This is a genomic window from Clostridium sp. AF34-13 (genome assembly GCF_003477845.1).
Classification (GTDB): domain Bacteria; phylum Bacillota; class Clostridia; order Lachnospirales; family Lachnospiraceae; genus Butyribacter; species Butyribacter intestini.
Map to the genome: position 1 here is coordinate 318,801 of NZ_QUEB01000001.1, position 17,087 is coordinate 335,887.

Here is a 17,087-nt window from a genome sequence, read left to right on the forward strand (position 1 = left end):
GGTGCAGAAGGGTTTACAATGCGACGGGCAACGGTGAAGATTTTCATAGTGAAATTATAAAATAATAATTATAAAAAATTGAAAATATCAGACTGCCATGTTTTGATAAAAGGTACTGTTTAAACTTATGAAATTCGCTTATTAGCGTATAGCTTGACCGTGTTGTCAGGTTTGTGGGTGAACAGTAACGATAATTAATTCAGAACATGGCAGTATTATTTTTAGAGTATAGGAAGTCAGCAAAAAAATGATAAGAGAAATAAATGAGCTTATTTTATTATTAGATAAAAATGAGACAGGCTTTACGCTTTATCGTGTTTTTGGAAAAAGTGGCACTGTAGATATTGCAGATAGAAAAAAAGACCAGACAAATAAAGATATTGAAAATGAAGATTTATATATAAAAAGAGAATGTGATAAGATAAATAAGATTGCACCATATTGTTTTTCAGAAAAGCTGCATCTGCCGGAAAAATTACAGAATGAATATGATGAAATAGATATAGACAAAACAATTTACCATGAATTTGCAGGTGAGTTTGCAAACAGCATAAAGTTACCTGATGGTGTGATGCAGATAGGAAATAATGCTTTTTACAACTGTAAAAAGCTTGAAAGTATTACAATAGGAAAGAATATAAAAGAGGTTGGCAGTGATGTGTTTATGAATTGCCGCAGCTTAAATAAGATATATTTACGAAGTGATATAAGTGACATTACAGGACTTAAACAGGTGCTCAGCAGGATTTCTTCAGAGATTGAAGTCACATATATAAAAGAAGAAAAAGTTATTGCTAAAGTGCTTTATCCTGAATATAGTGAAGTCTATGACGAGATAGCTCCTGCACATATATTTGGAAGAAACATAGAGGGTGAAGGATTTCGGGCAAGACAGTGTTTTGATGGTGGAAAAGCTGACATGAACCAGTATGATACGATATTTCCAAAGGCATCTGCAGAGGAAAGCGTAAAGGTTGCAGGAAAAATCGCACTCTATCGTCTGATGTATCCATATATGCTTGGAAGTTCATCAGAAGTTTTGTATATGGATTATCTGAAAAATAACAAAAATGAAATCATTGGTAGCTGTATTTATGATAAAAATATTGATGAGATAAAATTTATGCTCGAAAAGTTTAGTGGTGACAGGAATATGATAGAAAGAGCAATAGTTGTGGCAAATGAGACCGGCTTTGGTGAGGCGGCAGCACTTATATTAAAATACCGTCGGAAAAAAGAGGATATACGGAAGTCGAGATATGCTTTTTAAAATTTAGGTGATTGCATGGGAGGTGGATATAAAATTGAGAGTGCAGACACAGAGCGGGTGGGAGTGGCAGGTTTCTAATGATATTTTTAAATTTATTAAGAATGAACTTTATATGGAGCTTAGATTTTTTGATGTTGCTTTTAGTGAGCTTATACCGCAAGTTGACGAGACGATAGAGACCATGTCAACAGATGGAAATTGTATATTTTTTAAGCCTGAACATATGATAAGCGTTTTTAAGAAAAACTCTAAATACCTTGACAGGCTTTTTCTGCATAGTGTTTTGCATTGCATTTTCAGCCATCTGTGGGTGAGAGGTGAGAGAGATTTATTTATATGGGGCATTGCGTGTGATATTATTGTCGAGTACACTATAGACAATATGGAAAAGGAAATATTAAAAAGACCGCTTAGCTGGTTGAGGATGCAGGTATATGAAAAGATAGATGAAAATCCTGACGGTATATCGGCTGCAGTTATATACAGAGAACTTATGAAAACTGACAGCGAGACGGTAAACAGGCTTCATATGGAATTTTATACCGATACACACAAGCACTGGCCGAAAGAAGATAAAATGTCAGTAGCACAAAATCAAACAAAGGATAAGTGGGATAAAATATCAAGACAGAGCGAGATAAAAAAAGAAAGTCAGGGGAAAGACAGCGATAAAGGAAAAAATTTCTGGCAGCAGCAGGTAAAGACTGAGAGAGGAAAGAAAAGTTACAGGAATTTTTTGAGAAAGTTCTGTATATTAAAGGAAGAGCTTAAGATAGATATGGATGAATATGACTTAAATTATTATACATATGGTCTTAGGATATATAAAAATATGCCGCTTATAGAGCCGGTAGAAACAAAGGAAAATCTTAGGATAGAGGAGCTTGTTATAGTTGTTGACACAAGTTATTCAACGAGCGGTGAACTTGTCAAAAAGTTTTTGAGGGAAACATTTACGATATTGTCAGAGACAGACAGCTTTTTCAGAAAGAGAAAGATACATATAATACAGTGTGACGAGCTGGTACATTCGGATATAACAGTTACAGGTGACACGGATATAGATATACTTATAAATAATTTTGAACTTGCAGGCGGTGGAAATACTGATTTCAGACCTGCATTTGAATATGTAAATAACCTGATTGATACAGGTGAGATAAAGAAACTTCAGGGACTTTTATATTTTACGGACGGAAAAGGAAAATATCCTAAAAAAAAGATGCCTTATAATACGGCATTTGTATTTATTGACAAGCTTAGTGAGACAGCAGTGCCGGCATGGGCAATGAAAGTTTCGCTGGAATAAGAGAGGAAAAACAATGAATATAAAGAAAGCTAAAGACGAAATTAAAAATACAGTGAGGGCTTATTTAAAGAAGGATGCGGATGGGGAGTATATTATCCCGACTATCAGACAGCGTCCCATTTTACTTATCGGACCTCCGGGTGTCGGCAAGACGCAGATAATGGAGCAGATTGCTAAGGAGTGCAGGATAGGTCTTGTTTCATATACTATCACGCATCACACAAGGCAGAGTGCAGTCGGACTTCCGTTTATTGTTGAGGAGGAGTTTGGCGGCAAAAAGTATTCTGTAACCGAATACACGATGAGTGAGATTATTGCGAGTGTCTACAGAAAGATTAAGGAGAGTGGGATTCCTGAGGGGATTTTATTTATTGATGAGATAAACTGTGTATCGGAAACACTTGCACCTACAATGCTTCAGTTTTTGCAATGTAAGACATTTGGAAATCAGCAAGTGCCTAAGGGATGGATAATCGTGGCAGCAGGAAATCCGTCAGAATACAACAAGTCGGTAAGAGAGTTTGACATGGTGACACTTGACCGTGTGAGAAAGATAGATGTTGACGCTGACTTTAATATATGGAAAGAATATGCGGTAAACCACCATATAAACAGAGCAATAATAAATTATCTTGAGCTGCGACCTAATAATTTCTACAAAGTAGAGGCTGATATAGACGGAATGCAGTTTGTGACGGCGAGAGGCTGGGAGGATTTAAGCAATCTGTATGATGCATATCAGGATATAGGGATAAAAGTTGACGAGGACATAATAGCCGAATTTATACAGCATGATGATACGGCAAAAGATGTCGCGGCTTATTTTGCACTTTATGAGAAATATAAAAATGATTATGGCATTCAGGAGATACTTGACGGTAATCCGTTGAAACAGTCATACCAAAATATATTTGATGCGTCTTTTGATGAGAGAGTAAGTGTCGTAAATCTTTTGATAAGCGGACTTGAAGTGTCATTCCATAAAGTTTGGTTAAATAAACTTGTCACTGATATGTGGTATGAATTTTTAAAAGGTTATAAAGCAAAACTTGAAGAAAAAAGTATGGGAACGGGAACAATTTACAACACCTTGTATGAGGAAAGAAAATCTTTATTTGAGAGAGATAAAAAGGCAGGATTTTTAAATAAAGATGAGATAAAGGCAAATGAACATCTTATAAATAAGCTGTCAGAAACAGAAATCAGTTCAGAGAAAGACATTGATGCGGCATTTGAAGAAGCACTTTCAGGTTTTGAAAATCAGAGAAAGATACTTGAAGAGAGTGAGGACATGGCATCAGAGCAGCTTGAAAATGTATTTACATTTATTGAGGAAACACTCGGAGCAGGCCAGGAGATGGTCGTATTTGTGACGGAGCTTACGATGAACAGCGAGATTGCAATGTTTCTTTCTGACAATCCAAGTGAAAAATATCTTAAATATAACAGTGAACTTCTTGTCGGAACTAAAAAAGAGGAGATAATGTCGAAGCTTAGGAAAGATGAGATATACAGTGGTGAGCATATAAGAGATTTCTAGTCGAAAATGAAAAAGCTAAAAACAAAAAGAAATTAATAATATTGCTTAGAAAAAAACAAAAAACCGACTGCATTGTAATATAAATTAAATTTTCAAATTACAATGCGGTCGGTTTTTTGTTACAAAAATGAAATATCAAAGCTGCAATGCAGTCGGACTTTTATTTATTGGATGCTTTCCCAGCGTTCCATAAGTTCTTCAAGTCTGTTGGTGTTTTTTTCAATCTTGGAAGAAATCTCCTGCAATTTGACGGAATTTGTCGAAACTTCATCTGTTTGTAAAAGTTCGGTTAGTTCTTCATTTTCATTTTCAAGCTTTTCAATCTCAGCTTCTATCTTTTTGACTTCGTTTTCCAGTTTCCTAAGTCGTGCCTGTTCTTCTTTCTGTTGTTTCCAACTGAGCTTTGTGTCAGAAGTGGCATTTTGACCTTCTGGCGTGTTGGCAGACGCAGAAACAGTATTGTCAGATGAAGCGGCAGCGATGATAGTATCATTAAGCTGTGCACGTTCATTATCCTCTTTTTTCTCAAGGTAATAGTCATAATTTCCAACATAATTTACTATCTGATGTTTTGTCAGGTCAAGTATTCTTGTTGCTGTTTTATTTATGAAGAAACGGTCATGCGATACATAGAGTACGGTTCCCTCAAAATTGTTTATGGCGTTTTCAAGAATTTCCTTTGAATCTATGTCGAGGTGGTTTGTCGGCTCGTCAAGGATAAGGAAATTTGCATCTGAAAGCATAAGTTTTGCAAGAGAAACACGACCTCGTTCTCCACCGCTTAAGTTTTTAATCTTCTTAAAAACATCATCTTCCGTAAACAAAAATGCAGCGAGCATATTTCGTATCTGCGTGTTTGTCATTGTAGGATAGGTGTCCTGGATTTCCTCAAAGAGAGTTTTTTCCATGTGGAGTACCTGGTGCTCCTGGTCATAATATGCTATCTGCACATTAGTTCCAAGTGTTATGCTGCCCGTATCCGGAGCGAGCATTTTATTTATCATTTTTAGGATAGTAGTCTTGCCGGTACCGTTGTCTCCGATAATGGCAACTTTTTCTCCGCGTTTTACTTCAAAAGCAATATCCGAAAAGAGTGAGAGAGTACCAAAACTTTTTGAAAGGTTTTTGACGGTAAGTACATCATTTCCACTTTGTATCTTAGGTGTGAAAAGAAGATGCATCTGTGTGTTTTCTTCTATCGGTTTTTCGATACGATCCATTTTGTCGAGCATTTTTTGACGACTCTCCGCACGCTTTATGGATTTTTCTCTATTGAAAGAACGAAGTTTCGTGATAACCTCCTCCTGATGCTTTATCTCTGCCTGCTGGTTCATATACTGCTTCATGAGGGAGTCAAGAAGTGCCTGACGCTTTATGGAGTAGTCACTGTAGTTACCTGAAAAGACTGTGGAATGTGTCTGCCTTAATTCAACAACCTTTGTTACTATCTTGTCAAGAAAATATCTGTCATGAGCTACAATAAGAACCGCTCCTTTATATCCGGCAAGATAACCCTCAAGCCAGTGGATAGAGTTCATATCAAGGTGGTTTGTCGGCTCGTCGAGTATTATAAGGTCGGGAGCCTGTAAGAGCATCTTTGCAAGAGCAACTCTCGTTTTTTGACCGCCTGAAAGTTTAGAAATAGGTTTAGTAAAATCATTATCCTCAAATCCTAAACCTTTTAAAACACCGTTTATCTCGCTTTCATAGGAATATCCGTCAAGCTGTTCAAAACGGTGTCTTGCATTGTCATATTGTCTTATAAGAGAATCAAGTTCATCGCCGGATGCACTGTTCATCCGGTCTGAAAGTTCATGCATCTTTTTTTCAAGGATTTTGACTTCAGGTTTTGCAGTCTGCATTTCTTCTATAATGCTCTCACCTGATTCAAATTCCTGGTTCTGTGCGAGATAACCTACCGTTGCCTCTTTTTTTATAATTATATCGCCGGAGTCGTATCCGGATTTTCCAACGATTATCTTTAATAAAGTGGACTTTCCGGAACCGTTTACTCCTACGATAGCGGCTTTTTCATTGTCATTTATATGAAATGATACATCATCTAAAACTACATCTGTAGCAAAAGACTTACAGATGTGGCTGCATTGTAAAATCATATGTTTCCTCCGTGGTAACGTTCATATTAATTATGAAGATTTTTTTTCATGGCTTCAAAGCTTTCTTTACTTATAACATGCTCGATGCGGCAGGCATCCTCAAGGGCAACCTCTTTTGAGACGCCAAGTGATATAAGCCATTTTGAAATAAATTCATGTCTTTCATAAATCATTTCAGCAATCTCACGACCTGAATCCGTAAGATATATGTAACCGGCATCAGTAACCGTAATATGTTTTTTCTCACGAAGATTTTTCATTGCAACACTTACACTTGACTTCTTAAAGCCAAGATGATTTGCTATATCTACACCCCTTACAACAGGGAGGGTCTTACTGAGCATAAGTATAGTTTCAAGATAATTTTCAGAAGATTCGTTAGTATTCATCATAATTCACCTCACCATATATTTATTCCATAATATATATTAACACAAGGAACTTGTTTTTTCAATGCTGCCGCTCTGTCATACGGAAGAAATCTCTTTATTGACAATAATTTCTAGTTAGGTTATACTAACGATTGTAAGGAATAATAAACAAAAAGTCAACATAATAATAAAAATAAGATTTTGTATCTGTTTGTTACTGCTGTTGTACACAAATGTAAAACGAAAGGTAAAATCATCTGATACTAATCTGATATGAACGGAAAAGAGGCGTAAAAATGGTTGCAACAATTGTTATAAGCATAATAATATTGGCGGCACTGGCTGCTGCATTGAGAAGTGTCATAAACGGGAAGAAAAATGGAGGCTGCACCGGAAACTGTGCAACTTGCGGAGGATGTGTAAGCCATAAAAAAGAAAAAAGATAGAGTAAGACACCGAAATTAATAATAAAGACTGAGCTTTCAAGTAAGCCTGGTCTTTATTTTTTATGTTATAGGAAAATGCTCATAAAGTAGTGCAGTACCAACGAGAATTGCAAAGCAGCGCCTGACAGCTCGCTGGCAGGTTTATGAATGTAAGAAATGCAAGGCTGAACTGTTACAAAAATTGGCATAAAAACATAAAATTATATAGACTAAACAATATAAAGCGTGTATAATGTTTAGATAAGTAATAAGATTTATGGTGAAAAAAGCGGATATAGAGGAGAAAATAATATGAAAACAATAAGATTAAAAGTACTCATTCCTATACTTGCACTTGCATTTATATGTATAGCATATTCGGGATGGAACATTGCATCAATGAAGAGCCTGAAGAAGTCAAGTATCCAAAATTCTGAATCAAATTCAGAAGCGATATATAAACTGGACTCGCTTTCTATTGGGTTTCACAAAATGCACAAGCTGTTGTTTGTGTATTTTGTGACCGGAAATGAAACTGCCAAGACAGAAGTCAGAAAAGAAATTTCGGATGTGGCAGAGGGTGTGACAAATAATATAGAAGAATATGAGAAAAGCATTGATAAAAAAAATGCAAAAGAGGTAAACAGTTTTAACACATTTAAGGAAAGATATGATGCTCTTTATAAAAAATATATGGAGTCATTGAAACTATGTGAGGACGATATAGGTGGTGCGATACAGATGGCAAATGATGAACTGGCTTCGCTTGTGGACAAGACAGAATCATCCATTAATGCACTTACGGAAGCTATACAAAATGAGATAGCAGCATCAAATAAGAGTCAGGCACAGACATTTGATATGACTATAAGAATGTCTGTTATTCAGATAGTTGTATCAGTTATCATAAGTGTTATAGCGATTCTTGCCTGTATTATAACGATAACAAAGCCGGCTACGGAAACTGCAAGAGATCTTGACAGCGTTGTCGACAAGCTTGAAAATAATTGCGGAGATCTTAGCGAGAGGATAACCGTAAGGACAAAGGATGAGATAGGTCGTCTTGTAAACGGAATGAATAAATTTATGGATGTTTTGCAAAGGGTTATAGGTGATGTCGTAGAGTCATCAAACGGACTTAGGGAAAACTTTGCCGTTGTTGAGAAAAGCATAGGCCTTGTAAATGACAGGTCATGTGATGTTTCAGCGGTTATGCAGGAGTTATCGGCATCTATGCAGGAAGTATCGGCAACACTTGTTACCATAGATAAAAATGTTAAAGATGTAGATGACAGCGTTGCAGAGTTTGCAAAGTCAAGTGAGAATATCTTAGCTTATTCGGATGATATGCAGCATAGGGCATCAGAACTTGAAAAGAATGCAGTTGAGAGCCGACAGACAACGGGCGAAATGATCGGAGAAATCATCGAAAATCTTAAGAAAGCTATAGATAACAGCAAGAGTGTTGAGCAGGTTGAAGGTCTTACTAATGAGATATTATCAATATCAAGCCAGACAAATCTTCTTGCACTTAATGCTTCGATTGAAGCAGCAAGAGCAGGGGAAGCCGGAAAAGGTTTTGCGGTTGTTGCGGATGAGATAAGAAAGCTTGCCGACAGCAGCAGGGAGACAGCAAATAATATACAGAATATAAATGAAACTGTTATTTCTGCAGTTAATGAGCTTAGCAAAAATTCTAACCGGATAGTAGAATATATTGACAGTAATATTTTACCTGATTATAACAATTTTGTTGCTTCGGGAAGAAAATACAGTGACGATTCGATTTATATAAATGATGAGATGAATGATTTTACTGAAAGGACAAGAAAGCTGCATAAGGTTATCAACAAGCTTGTAGAGTCAGTATCAAATATTACAACTGTTATAGAAGATAGTGCGAGAGGTATTGGAAATGCGGCTCAGGGAACTACATCACTTGCAGGAGAGGTGCAAAAGATAAGAAGTGAGATGGATGTCAGTATGGAGCTTGTAGGTGTACTTGAAGATAATTGCAACAGATTTAATGTTAAGACAATATTTGATGGGAATAATGAGGAATCAGAAATAGCATCAAATGATAATGTATATGTTTTAGAGGAGGAAGCAGCCGGAAACGATGAGGTTTAGGTGGTTAAAAAGGTTTGAAGATTAAAAACGGATAATTTAAAATAAAAGAGACCGGATACATAATTTAGCATTTTATTGACATACAATAATGCAGAATAAATTATGTCTGGTCTTTTTTCTGGTTAGAAACATCTAATTTTGTATAAAATATACATAAATTTTACATTGTATATTGCAAGTAAATTTTTTTTAGGTATAATTATTAGATAGTGGACATTTTTACAAAAGGAGAAGTACATGGATTTATATTCATGTATCCGTAAAAGAAGAAACTATCAATTTTGAAAGGAAGAATACAATGGATATTTTTAATGTATTGACAATGATTGGCGGACTTGCCTTATTCCTTTACGGAATGCATGTTATGGGAGATGGTCTTGCCAAAACATCCGGTGGTAAATTGGAGGTAATACTTGAAAAGTTTACATCTAAGACTTTATTTGCCGTATTGCTGGGTGCCGGAGTGACTGCTGTAATCCAGTCGTCATCTGCGACAACAGTCATGGTCGTAGGTTTTGTTAATTCAGGTATTATGAAACTTGAGCAGGCTGTTGGAATTATCATGGGAGCTAATATAGGTACAACGATAACATCTTGGATATTATCACTCACCGGTATTCAGGGAGACAGTCTTATCATCAATCTGTTGAAGCCGACATCATTTTCACCTGTTCTTGCTATAATAGGTGTTGGAATGATATTGTTTGCAAAGAGCAACACAAAGAAGGATGTAGGTACGATACTGGCAGGTTTTGCCATTCTTATGACAGGTATGAGCACGATGAGTGATGCGGTTGAACCACTCACAAAGATGCCTGCATTTACAAAGATTTTTTTGATGTTCAGTGACAACCCTATAATCGGAGTTATTGTAGGAACGGTGCTTACGGCGATTATTCAGTCTTCATCTGCATCAGTCGGTATATTACAGGCATTTTGTCTTACGGGTACAGTAAGCTATGCATCGGCACTTCCTATTATCATGGGACAAAATATCGGTACTTGTGTGACTGCACTTTTGTCTGCGGTAGGTGCGAGAAAAAATGCAAAGAGGGCTGCATTTGTACATTTTTATTTTAACCTTATAGGAACAGTTGTATTTATGATTGGATTTTATGGAATAAATGCGTTTGTACATTTTAATTTCCTGAGCCATTCGGCATCAGTTGCAGGTATAGCTGTTATCCATACGGCATTTAATATAATCGCAACAGTATGTCTGCTTCCTCTTAAAAACTTCCTTGTTACACTTGCAAAACTCACTATCAAGGACAATGAGACAGATGAGCATACGGTTAAGTCTCTTCTTGATGAGCGTTTCCTTGAGAAACCTGCATTTGCTGTAAATCAGGCACAGAAAACAGCCATACTCATGGCGAAAGCATCGGAGGATGCATTATTTAAGGCGATAGATCTTTTCCATCATTATGATAAAAACATTGCTGAGGAAGTATCGAATCTTGAGGATATGGTAGATCATTATGAGGATGAGCTTGGCACTTACCTTATGAAACTCAACAACGCAGATCTGTCGGATGCTGATTCAAAAATAGTATCTACTATACTTCATTGTATCGGAGATTTTGAGAGAATTTCAGATCATGCGGTAAACCTTATGAATACGGCAAATGAGGTATATAGAAAAGACGAACATTTTTCTGATAAGGCGAAAGCTGAACTTAAGATATATGAAAAAGCCATTAGGGATATAGTATCAATGACATTTGATGTTTTTGAGAAACAGGATGTTACGATGGCTACAAAAGTAGAGCCTTTAGAGGAAGTTATCGACACATTGAACGATGAAGTTAAGAAGAAACATGTAAAACGACTTCGTAAAGGAAAATGTACTATCGAACTTGGCTTTGTTCTCTCTGACATTACGACGAATTTTGAGAGAATTGCAGATCATTGTTCAAATATAGCAGTCTGTATCATCCAGACAAATGAAGATGGTTTCGATACACATGAATATCTTGACAACTTAAAAGAAACAGATGATCCTAAGTTCAAAAATATGTATAAAGAATATCGAAATAAATATAAGTTGCCTTGATGTCAGGGTAAAGAGAGGACAGGAATGTGGCAGTAGTAACATTAAAAAAGGGTGAAGGACGCACGATAAAAAGCGGTGGAATGTGGATATTTGATAATGAGATAGCATCTATAATGGGTTCGTTTGAGGACGGAGACATAGTTATCGTACACGATTTCGACGGTTACCCTATGGGAAAGGGATTTATAAACAGAAATTCCAAGATAAGAGTCAGACTTATGACAAGGAATACGGAGCAGGAGATAGACGATGCATTTTTGAGAGAGAGACTTGAAAATGCATGGGAGTACCGCAAGAAAACCGTTGATACATCGAGCTGCCGCGTTGTATTTGGTGAGGCAGATTTTTTGCCGGGGCTTGTTATTGATAAGTTTTCAGATGTGCTTGTAGTGCAGTCACTTGCACTTGGAATTGACCGGTTTAAAGAAAGGATAGTCGATATATTAAAGGCTATTCTGGAAAAAGACGGAATAAACATAAGAGGTGTGTATGAGAGAAGTGATGCGAAAGTCAGGAAAAATGAAGGACTTCCACGCATAAAAGGTTTTATAGGTGATGAATTTGATACAAATGTGCAGATAGTTGAAAATGGTGTCAAATATTATGTCGATGTAAAGGAAGGTCAGAAAACAGGATTTTTCCTCGACCAGAAATATAACAGACAGTCTATCAGAAAATTATGCAGGGACGCAAAAGTTCTTGATTGTTTTACGCACACGGGTTCATTTGCACTCAATGCCGGACAGGCTGGTGCAAAGAGCGTACTCGGTCTTGACGCATCAGAGCTTGGGGTGGAGCAGGCAAGGAAAAATGCAGAACTTAATGGTCTTTCAGATACGGTTAAATTTGAGTGTGCCGATGTATTTGATAAACTTCCTGAACTTGAAAAAGCGGGAGAGAAGTTTGATGTAGTAATTCTTGACCCTCCGGCATTTACAAAATCAAGAAATTCCATTAAAAATGCGGTAAAAGGATACCGGGAGATAAATCTGAGAGGAATGAAACTTGTAAAAGACGGTGGTTTTCTGGCAACTTGTTCATGTTCACATTTTATGGACTATGACCTGTTTACAAAGACCATAGCACAGGCAGCTTCAAATGTGCATAAGAGACTTCGTCAGGTTGAGTTCAGGACACAGGCTCCAGATCATCCAATACTCTGGGCAGCAAATGAGTCGTATTATCTGAAGTTTTATATTTTTCAGGTATGTGATGAAAAATAAAAAAGAGCAAAACCAGCGTTTTGCTCACCAGGAATTGCATCGCAATTCTCGGTGGCACCACACTACATTACGGGTATTTTTCTATACAATAAAAAAGAACGAACTGTATTTTTAATATAGTTCGTTCTTTTTGTTTAAAGGAAAAATTATTTTAGCCAGGCGGATATTTGTAATCTGCTTAGCTGCCTGCTCATAATATCAGTTGCTATCGCAACATATCAGAAGAAGTTTATATTCTTCTTTGATAGTGTTAGAACTTAGATTCTGTCAGCAATCTCATAGATGAGTCGTTCTGTTTCGTCCCATCCGAGACAAGGGTCGGTAATGGATTTTCCGTAAACTCCTTCACCAATCTTCTGATTTCCGGGTTCAATGTAACTTTCAATCATAACACCCTTTACAAGCTTTTCAATATCCTTAGAAACACTGCGGCTGTGGAGTACCTCTGATACGATACGAGGCTGCTCATAGTAGCATTTGTTTGAATTTGCATGGTTAGCATCAATTATGCAGGCAGGGTTTTTAAGGTCTAACTTATGGTACATCTCGTTTAATAAAACAAGATCCTCATAGTGGTAGTTAGGAAGCGACTGGTCATGCTTGTTTACTGCACCTCTTAAAATAGTATGTGCGAGAGGATTTCCGTCAGATTTAACTTCCCATCCACGGTACATAAATGTATGACTTCCCTGTGCGGCTATGCAGGAGTTAAGCATGATACTTAAAGTTCCGCTTGTAGGATTTTTCATACCACAAGGAATATCGATTCCACTTATTGTAAGTCTGTGCTGCTGATCCTCAACAGAACGTGCACCGACTGCAACATATGATAATATATCAGAAAGATATGGCCAGTTTTCAGGATAGAGCATCTCGTCTGCTGAAAAAAGATGAGTCTCAGCGATAGAGCGAAGGTGCATCTTTCTCATGGCGATAAGTCCCTCGTGAAGGTCAGGTGCTTTCTCCGGGTCAGGCTGATGAACTATTCCCTTATAGCCCTCACCGGTAGTTCTTGGTTTATTTGTATATATGCGAGGTATGATTATAATCTTATCATTAACTTTTTCCTGAACTTTGGCAAGTCTTGATGTGTAATCACATACAGCATCTTCATTGTCGGCAGAACAAGGACCAACGATAACCAGAAACTTATCAGACTCTCCTGTAAAGACTTTGGCAATCTCCTTATCTTTTTCTGCTTTTAATTTCTTGTGAGCTTCAGGGAGAGGATATCTTTCAAAAAGCTCCTCTGGTGAAATAACTTCTTTAACATAGGTAACGCCCATTGTTTTCCTCCATTCTGCCATTATAATGGCGTAGTTTTTTCTCATAGTGTTATGAGTTTGTTAGTAGAAACATAAATTTTCTCTTTGTGAAAGCATATTTTTTAATTGTAAAAGAATATTTATAAACTTATAATTAATAATTATAAATGCTATTTACAAAAACAATATACAACAAGTCTTTATTTTAGGCAATAAATCGTTATTAGTCAAGTGCTATGGAAAATAGCGGCAATAATTGGCGTGTGTAAAATGATATAATAAAATTTTTAGAAAAATTATTTGACAGGGTTTGGGGGGCAAACATCGTTTACAGACCATTGTTTTAATGTTAAAATGTATTTATTAAAAATTGTAGGGACAGCATATAAAGTTCGTTTAGTAAGGAGGGTGCATATGGCAAAAAAAGTCATCGCGTTTTTCCAGGGCTTTGTATTAGGACTTATGGTAGACCAGACAGAAAATTATATCATAACCTCAAACAGAGAAAGTGGCTTTGGTCGTTATGACATAATGCTTGAACCAATAGACAAAACAAATGAAAAACTTCCGGGAATCGTAATCGAATTTAAAGTGATAAATCAGAGAAAAGAAAACTCACTGGAAGAAACGGTCGCAGCGGCATTAAAACAGATAGAGGAAAAAAACTAGGATGCAGAGCTTATCAAACGGGGAGTGAAAGAAGAAAACATACATCACTATGGTTTTGCGTTTAAGGGCAAGGAAGTTTTGATAGACGGTAGGTAGGTATTTTCGGAACCGAAAATATCGTAAGTGAAAAGTTTCGTGTGAGGATTTTGGCAATTTAGGATGCGAAGCATTGCCAAAATCTATTGCAGGTTATGTTTTTTAAACTGTAACAAGTGCTGATAGACGGACGGTAGAGAATTTGGGAGGTAATTATGGGAAAAAGAAAACAGAAGTTAAAACCTGATATTGTTGTAAAAAACTATTGGCGTAATAATGAACAGTTTGCAGATTTTTTTAATGCTGTATTGTTTGATGGAAAGGAGATTATAAAAGCGGATGAGCTGGAGGATATTGATACAGAGGAGTCCTCAATACTTGAACATAAAGACTACGCAGAGAGTATAGGGGCAGCCAGGGATAATGTAAAAATAAGAAAAAAATCTACAATATATAATGTAGAACTAGTAATACTGGGAATGGAAGGACAGGAAAGAATACATTACGCAATGCCTATGAGAGTGATGGGCTATGATTATGGAACATATAAGAAACAATATGATGATAATGCAAAAAAATATAAAAATGCAAATGGAATGTCAAGAGATGAATATATGTCTAAAATGAAAAAGATGGACAAGTTTATTCCGGTTATCACCATAGTTGTTTATTATGGAGAAAATCCGTGGGATGGGGCATTGTCATTACACGAGATGTTAAACATCCCAAAAGAAGTGGAACCATTTGTCAATGATTATAAAATGCATCTGATAGAAGCAAGAAAAAATAATCTGAAATTACATAATATAAATAATATAGATTTATTCAATCTGCTTGAGATATTATTAAATAAAGACGAAAAGTTAAAAGAAACAAAAGAAAAAGCAATACAATATGCATCGGAGCATGATGTGGATAAGTCAGTAATAATGACAGTGGCAGGAGCGGCAAACTGTAAGATGGATTATGATATGATAGCAGGGAAAGGAAGTGTTGATATGTGTACAGTATTTGAAGAAACAAGGTTTGAAGGAAGATTGGAAGGAAGGTTAGAAGGAAAATTGGAGGGAAGGGCAGAGGAAATCATTGAAACAGGTCATGAATTTGGGCTTTCAGAAGAGGAAATTCTGATAAGACTTCAAAAGAAGCTGGATGTATCATTACAGAAAGCACAGGAATATTTTAAGATGTTTAGTAAATAGAAATTTGGAAAATGAAGTTTTAAAAGAACTTGATAAATGAAAAGTTTTTAAATATTTGTGCTTTGCTGCAAATTGCTAAGAAACGAGGAAAGAAATGAGATTACATCAAATAATAACATCACTGCTTGAGCAGGATATGTATAAATTTTCAATGGGACAGGCGATTTATCACCAGTTTTCAGACTATAAGACAACCTGGACTTTTAAGTGCAGAAATAAAGATGTGTTTTTTAGTACGGAGATGATTGAGGAAATCAGAGAGCAGATTAAAGGTTTCTGTAATCTTAGATTTACGGAGGAGGAACTTACTTACCTTGACAATATCAAATGGATAAAGGGCTCGTATGTTGATTTTTTAAGATTATGGCAGCCCAGATATGAGGATTTTGAGATTACTACGGACGGGGAGTGTGGTCTTTCAATAGAAACGGCTGGAACATGGCTCAACACTTCCATGTATGAAATCCCTACACTTGCAATAGTAAATGAAGTATATTTTAGAATGGCATATGATTATGAAAGTCTTTTTGACAGCTTCAGAAAAAGGCTTGCAGAAAAGAAACAGAAGATAGAAAGTGGAGAATATCGACTTGGAAATTATTCTGAATTTGGGCTTCGCAGAAGATTATCTGCACAGGCACAGGAATATGCTATTGAGGAATTAAGCAGCGTCAAGTCGGAAAATTCAGCATTTGTGGGAACATCAAATGTATATCTTGCAAAAAAGCACAAACTTACTCCGGTCGGAACTATGGCTCATGAGTGGATAATGTGTTCCGGACAGGGCAATAAAAAACATAATCCCGCATATTCAAACTGGTATGCACTCGATGCGTGGGTAAAAGAGTACGGGGTGCTCAATGGAACTGCACTTACTGATACTATCACGACCGATTGCTTTTTAAGAGATTTCCAGTTGACATATGCGACACTTTTCAGCGGTGTGCGTCATGACAGCGGTGACCCTATAGTGTGGGGGGATAAGATGATAGCCCATTATAAGAAACTTGGCATTAATCCGAAAATGAAAACTCTGCTTTTTAGTGATAGTCTTGATTTTGAGCGTGCCGACAGGATAAAAAGATATTTTGACGGAAAGATAAATGTAGCATTTGGTATTGGAACATTTATCTCAAATGACACAGACAAGGAAGCACTTAATATTGTTATGAAAGTGACAAAGTGCAATGCGACCGATGTTGCAAAGATTTCTGATACACACGGAAAGGAAATGTGCCAAAATCCTGAATATGTTGATTATTTGCAAAGGTGCATTGACTGGAGGATGAAAAACGAGTAAATGCCGGGTAAAAACCGGCTGGAATGTAAGCAGGCAGAGTTTTTTGATAAAGAAAGTAAAGATAAGATGTTTAGAAAATGCTTGACAGGACAATGACCTGATAATCAGACTTTGTGTATGATAAAATATAATAATTGAAAGACAAGTGATAAAAAATATCAATAATAACGCTTG

13 protein-coding genes are annotated in these 17,087 nt (G+C 36.5%); 10 read left to right on the forward strand and 3 right to left on the reverse strand.

The window, feature by feature from the left end:
* The first annotated feature begins 247 nt into the window (after positions 1-247).
* The 3 genes from DWZ63_RS01255 to DWZ63_RS01265 are packed head-to-tail and all read left to right on the forward strand — an operon-like array spanning position 248 to position 4,119.
* Positions 248-1,270 (forward strand): leucine-rich repeat domain-containing protein, encoded by a 1,023-nt coding sequence (locus DWZ63_RS01255; RefSeq protein WP_022014385.1) that lies wholly within the window; start codon positions 248-250, stop codon positions 1,268-1,270.
* 40 nt (positions 1,271-1,310) lie between these two features.
* Positions 1,311-2,579, forward strand: coding sequence for a VWA-like domain-containing protein (locus DWZ63_RS01260; RefSeq protein ID WP_243020446.1), 1,269 nt, complete (start codon positions 1,311-1,313; stop codon positions 2,577-2,579).
* A 13-nt stretch (positions 2,580-2,592) separates the two neighbouring features.
* On the forward strand, positions 2,593-4,119 hold the full coding sequence (locus DWZ63_RS01265; RefSeq protein ID WP_118498343.1) for an AAA family ATPase: 1,527 nt from the start codon (positions 2,593-2,595) through the stop codon (positions 4,117-4,119).
* Positions 4,120-4,283: 164 nt separating this feature from the next.
* On the opposite strand, the gene abc-f is transcribed toward DWZ63_RS01265, so the two are convergent.
* Both abc-f and DWZ63_RS01275 read right to left on the reverse strand, forming a co-directional pair.
* Positions 4,284-6,236, reverse strand: coding sequence for a ribosomal protection-like ABC-F family protein (gene abc-f / locus DWZ63_RS01270; protein WP_055943525.1), 1,953 nt, complete (start codon positions 6,234-6,236; stop codon positions 4,284-4,286).
* Between the two features lie 26 nt (positions 6,237-6,262).
* Positions 6,263-6,625, reverse strand: a complete 363-nt coding sequence (locus DWZ63_RS01275; protein WP_022014381.1) for a metal-dependent transcriptional regulator — start codon at positions 6,623-6,625, stop codon at positions 6,263-6,265.
* Positions 6,626-6,903: 278 nt separating this feature from the next.
* On the opposite strand from DWZ63_RS01275, the gene DWZ63_RS01280 reads away from it, so the two are divergent.
* The 4 genes from DWZ63_RS01280 (at position 6,904) to DWZ63_RS01295 (ending at position 12,441) form a co-directional block, all read left to right on the forward strand.
* The gene (locus DWZ63_RS01280; protein WP_022014380.1) at positions 6,904-7,053 is read left to right on the forward strand and encodes a FeoB-associated Cys-rich membrane protein; all 150 of its coding nucleotides are present in this window, start codon (positions 6,904-6,906) and stop codon (positions 7,051-7,053) included.
* A 291-nt stretch (positions 7,054-7,344) separates the two neighbouring features.
* The gene (locus DWZ63_RS01285; protein ID WP_118498345.1) at positions 7,345-9,162 is read left to right on the forward strand and encodes a methyl-accepting chemotaxis protein; all 1,818 of its coding nucleotides are present in this window, start codon (positions 7,345-7,347) and stop codon (positions 9,160-9,162) included.
* 298 nt (positions 9,163-9,460) lie between these two features.
* On the forward strand, positions 9,461-11,218 hold the full coding sequence (locus DWZ63_RS01290; RefSeq protein ID WP_118498347.1) for a Na/Pi cotransporter family protein: 1,758 nt from the start codon (positions 9,461-9,463) through the stop codon (positions 11,216-11,218).
* A gap of 26 nt (positions 11,219-11,244) precedes the next feature.
* Positions 11,245-12,441, forward strand: coding sequence for a class I SAM-dependent rRNA methyltransferase (locus DWZ63_RS01295; protein WP_279217354.1), 1,197 nt, complete (start codon positions 11,245-11,247; stop codon positions 12,439-12,441).
* 257 nt (positions 12,442-12,698) lie between these two features.
* Here the strand turns inward: DWZ63_RS01295 and DWZ63_RS01300 are convergent, their stop codons facing one another.
* The gene (locus DWZ63_RS01300; RefSeq protein WP_055943517.1) at positions 12,699-13,727 is read right to left on the reverse strand and encodes a 3-deoxy-7-phosphoheptulonate synthase; all 1,029 of its coding nucleotides are present in this window, start codon (positions 13,725-13,727) and stop codon (positions 12,699-12,701) included.
* A 393-nt stretch (positions 13,728-14,120) separates the two neighbouring features.
* Between DWZ63_RS01300 and DWZ63_RS01305 the strand changes: the two genes are divergently transcribed.
* The 3 genes from DWZ63_RS01305 to pncB all read left to right on the forward strand — a co-directional run bounded on the left by DWZ63_RS01305 (position 14,121) and on the right by pncB (position 16,913).
* A complete protein-coding gene (locus DWZ63_RS01305; RefSeq protein ID WP_055943514.1) occupies positions 14,121-14,375 on the forward strand; it encodes a PD-(D/E)XK nuclease domain-containing protein in 255 nt (84 codons plus the stop codon).
* 251 nt (positions 14,376-14,626) lie between these two features.
* Positions 14,627-15,613: an Rpn family recombination-promoting nuclease/putative transposase gene (locus DWZ63_RS01310; RefSeq protein ID WP_118498349.1), complete on the forward strand. Its 987-nt coding sequence runs from the start codon at positions 14,627-14,629 to the stop codon at positions 15,611-15,613.
* A gap of 94 nt (positions 15,614-15,707) precedes the next feature.
* Positions 15,708-16,913 (forward strand): nicotinate phosphoribosyltransferase, encoded by a 1,206-nt coding sequence (gene pncB, locus DWZ63_RS01315; RefSeq protein ID WP_118498351.1) that lies wholly within the window; start codon positions 15,708-15,710, stop codon positions 16,911-16,913.
* Positions 16,914-17,087 lie beyond the last annotated feature (174 nt).